3 protein-coding genes are annotated in these 3580 nt (G+C 57.9%); 1 reads left to right on the top strand and 2 read right to left on the bottom strand.

Annotated features, from left to right (window positions below; genetic code table 11):
- On the top strand, nucleotides 1–1279 hold a 1279-nt coding region (locus tag K225_RS21305; protein WP_238323284.1), incomplete at its 5' end, for a DUF2779 domain-containing protein.
- Nucleotides 1280–1379: 100 nt separating this feature from the next.
- Here the strand turns inward: K225_RS21305 and K225_RS0119030 are convergent.
- Both K225_RS0119030 and K225_RS21300 read right to left on the bottom strand, forming a co-directional pair.
- A complete protein-coding gene (locus K225_RS0119030; RefSeq protein ID WP_162143900.1) occupies nucleotides 1380–2300 on the bottom strand; it encodes a nucleotidyltransferase in 921 nt (306 codons plus the stop codon).
- Between the two features lie 48 nt (nucleotides 2301–2348).
- The gene (locus K225_RS21300) at nucleotides 2349–3452 is read right to left on the bottom strand and encodes an SAVED domain-containing protein (protein ID WP_155885312.1); all 1104 of its coding nucleotides are present in this window, start codon (nucleotides 3450–3452) and stop codon (nucleotides 2349–2351) included.
- Between the last annotated feature and the right edge of the window lie 128 nt (nucleotides 3453–3580).

Here is a 3580-nt window from a genome sequence, read left to right as displayed (position 1 = left end):
CCAGCCCCAGCGTGATTTGGTTCATGCCCCTATCTTCTCCTCACTTCACGCCGTTTGCCAGTTCAACGGGAGGGAGGTTTTGCAGACCTTCCCTAGCTGGCCGTTAGCCGGGCAACCCAAGAGCGGCTTCCACGAGTGCTGGTCTCAGGCATTCAATTGGGGAGAGCCAGACTTCACAGGATCGACGGTCCTCGACCTCTGGAACTTCCACGGAAAAACCCAGCTCATCGAACATGGAGTACTGAAGGCAAATCAGGTAAAGCTGGATGACTTGAAGTTCGACGGCGAAGAACCAGGCGTTGACGGCATGACGCGCAAGCACCGTCAGTGGTACGTCTGCCAGCCAGCATGGCCAGGTGGCGGCGAATACTACTTCGACGGCGAAGGCTATTTAAATGCAAGGGCTGGATGGAAGTTCCCTTTGCATTGCATCGACTTTGAGACAAGCGCTGTGGCAATCCCCTTCGCGAGTGGTCGGCATCCGTACGAGATCACCGCCTTCCAGTTTTCGCATCATGTCGTCCACGAAGATGGCTGGGTGGAGCACCGGAGTGAGTGGCTCTGTGCCAAACCTGGTGTCGATCCGAACATTGATTTCGTCCGTGCGCTACGCGATGCCCTCAGCAACGATGATGGGACGATTTTTCGATGGTCCGCGCACGAGAACACCGTGCTAAACAAGCTGCGTGAAGAGTTGCTTGCGTCGGCTGCGCCTCCCCCAGACAAGGACGCGCTGGTGAGCTTCATCGAATCCATCACGTCTAGGTCGGTGTCGCCTAAGGAGAAGGCTCACGGGCTCAGGACCATGGTCGACCTTTGCGACATCGCAGAGAAGTTCTACTTCCACCCCTCCACAAAGGGCAGCAACTCCCTGAAAAAAGTGCTCCCAGCGCTGATGAATGGTTCGACCGCGCTGCGCGAAACCTACAGTAAGGCGAACTACGGCGGCGAGGGTGTCAGCTTGAACTTTGTGGAGCCCATCGCCTGGTGGCAGGAACGCGATGGCCAAGTGATGGACCCGTACGCGCTTTTACCTCCGGTATTCGATGACGTTTCGCGCGATGAGACCGATGCAGCCGATGAAGGCCTGTCCGAGGAATTGAAGGAAGGTGGCGCAGCAATGGCCGCCTACGCTCGGCTCCAGTTCGAGGATCTGTCTGATATTCGCCGCGCAAGCATCGAGAGCGCCCTACTTCGATACTGCGAGCTGGACACGCTGGCGATGGTGATGGCAATCCAAGCATGGGACCACATGGCGGCTGCCACCTCCAGGACCTGACTTGGGCAGTGCAAGCGTCTGTTCTGTCGTTTTTTAGGCCTTGGCTCTAGCTTGATAGAACGACTTACACGACGCTGAGCTCGTCGTCAGGGAAAGCGCCTCACGCCCACCCAAGTGCTGAAAATACATGCTTTGCCGCGCTGTCTTCGGTTCGAGCGTGCAGCCCGCCCTGCAGTAGCTCGCGGCTTCGGTTAGCCCTGTCCATGAAACTCGTGGCATGGTCCCCACTGATGCCGCTCGCCACATTGCCTCCGGTCCGAGCGAGATCGGGAACAGTCATACCAAAGACTCCGCTGATGGTGATGCCGAGCCTGGCATTCCCGATCTGAAGGAAGTCGCTGCGGAACTGCACGACGAAGTCGAAGAAGCCCAAGACGCAATCCTGCAGGGTCTTCTGGGGTGCTGCAGTGAATGCTGTAACTGCGATGGTTTCGATGACGAAAGAGCGCACTTGGGCCGTTGCGGGCAGTGACCTGTTCCATGCCTTCAAGAGTTTTATTGCCGGCACTGCCCAGCCATCGCACAGCTGATTGGCCTTCGTCAGCGCCGTGTGGTGCAGCTGGGGCGAGGACTTGATCCAGGCATCGTCCTTGCGGTCGCCGACCCAGATGTAGTCGCTCCCCGGTATCTCGATAGCCGGAACGCAGTCGATATCGATGTGCGAAAGCTCCAACCTAATGGAGCGACGCTGCGTAAAGGCTGAGGACTTTTCGTAGCGGTAGCGAACCGCGTCCGCGAACGAGCGAAGAACAACGCTGGGTTTGGGCCGCGTTGCAAAAAACCCCGTTTCCCACTTGGACTCATCGATCAAGAAGATGATGTCCACGTCGCCCAGCGGATTCACCGCGGTGCCTCTGACATAGCTACCGCTCAAGAAGCTACTGAGGATTCGGTTATCGATGACGCCCGTGTCCATAAGCTCACGCAAGTACTTGTGACTGGCACTTGCGGCCTTCTTCTGAGTCGCCGTCGGCTCAACTTTGCACGCCATGCCTCTGAGAAGTCCCTCGATATTCCTCACGTTCAACCCCGGATAAGTTGCGTCACTAGATCGATCAGGACTTCTGCTCTAGGTACCGGCAGCCATGGTGAGCGAGGGGACGTAGCCGCCGCCACGCTCGCCGTCGAAGTCGAACTCGTACAACGTTACTGGCTTCAAAACCTTGATATGCCTGCCGAGGAAAAACGCAAAGCTGTATGGCGCCGCCATGAACAGATGCAATTCAGGGCGAACTGCGGTGCCCGCTCCAGACCTCAGATCCTTCAGGTGGTTAGCCAGTCGGTCTGCCAGTTGATCGGCGTGGGCGCCATTCAACACTGCAGCCTGTGATGCGCCACTCGCGAGGCTTGCCACCACCAAGCGGCCAACGCTCGGCTTGCCCAGGAGATCGGCACGAACTTGTTGTTCCGTGGTCCGGGTGATGGACACTGCTACAGCCACCTCGGCCCCGCCGGTTTCCAGGTCAAATTCACTGAACGTCCAGCTCGGCCAGGTGGGGTCTACAGGCACGTCATCGGCAGCCCAGATGGCAGCACCGCCACGAGTGCGCTGCTCGAGCTCCACAATTTTTCCAGACTTGGTGTCCAACACGGTCCCCGCGGCGAACGCAAGGGTCAGGTGGGTGTCCATCGCGAGGCGAAGTCGCTGCTCCTTCTGCCCAGCTGAACGAATGAATGCGTTCAGCTTTGGCAGGAGGTCCTTTTCCCACGTGAACTCGGGCCTCATGTAGCGGTCGGAGAACTCAGGCAAAAGATTGAGAACCTCATCGCAGCGCGCCTCCAGGCGGTCGAAGCCATGCTCAAACGACTTGACGCCGAAGACCTTCGCCGGTGGCGGCGCCTGGTCTGCGAACAACTTTTCGTCCCAGCAAGCCTGGCGGAACGACTTGGCGTCGAATTCGTTTCGGCCTTGTGCCAGCCAGTCGTATGGCAGTTGGTCATAGCTCGTCGAACTGGTTCCTGGCTCGCTCGGCTTGAGGCCATACGAGTGCAGGGCCTCATTCATGCGCAGTCGGAAATCATCCAATGACTCCGACACAGAGGTAAGCGCGAGCCTTTCGCAGAACGCGCGTAGCTCTGTCTCATCAACCTTGAGATGCTGCTTCCACGCTTCTCGCGCCAACCAGTACCTGCTCTGTTTCGTCGAGCCCTGGAAGAACTCATCGAGCTTCAATGTGTGGTGCTGCTGCTCAACCAGTTTGTGGAGTGTTGCCGCCGACCGAAAATTGACAGCCTGAAAGGGATAGTGCCGATCCAAAATTGACAGGGGTGTTCCACTGCTCTGCTGAATTTTTCAGCAGG

This window comes from Acidovorax sp. JHL-9 (assembly GCF_000426205.1).
Classification (GTDB): Bacteria; Pseudomonadota; Gammaproteobacteria; order Burkholderiales; family Burkholderiaceae_C; genus Acidovorax; species Acidovorax soli.
Note: the sequence above shows the minus strand (reverse complement) of the source record. Positions and strands in the feature narration are given on the sequence as shown.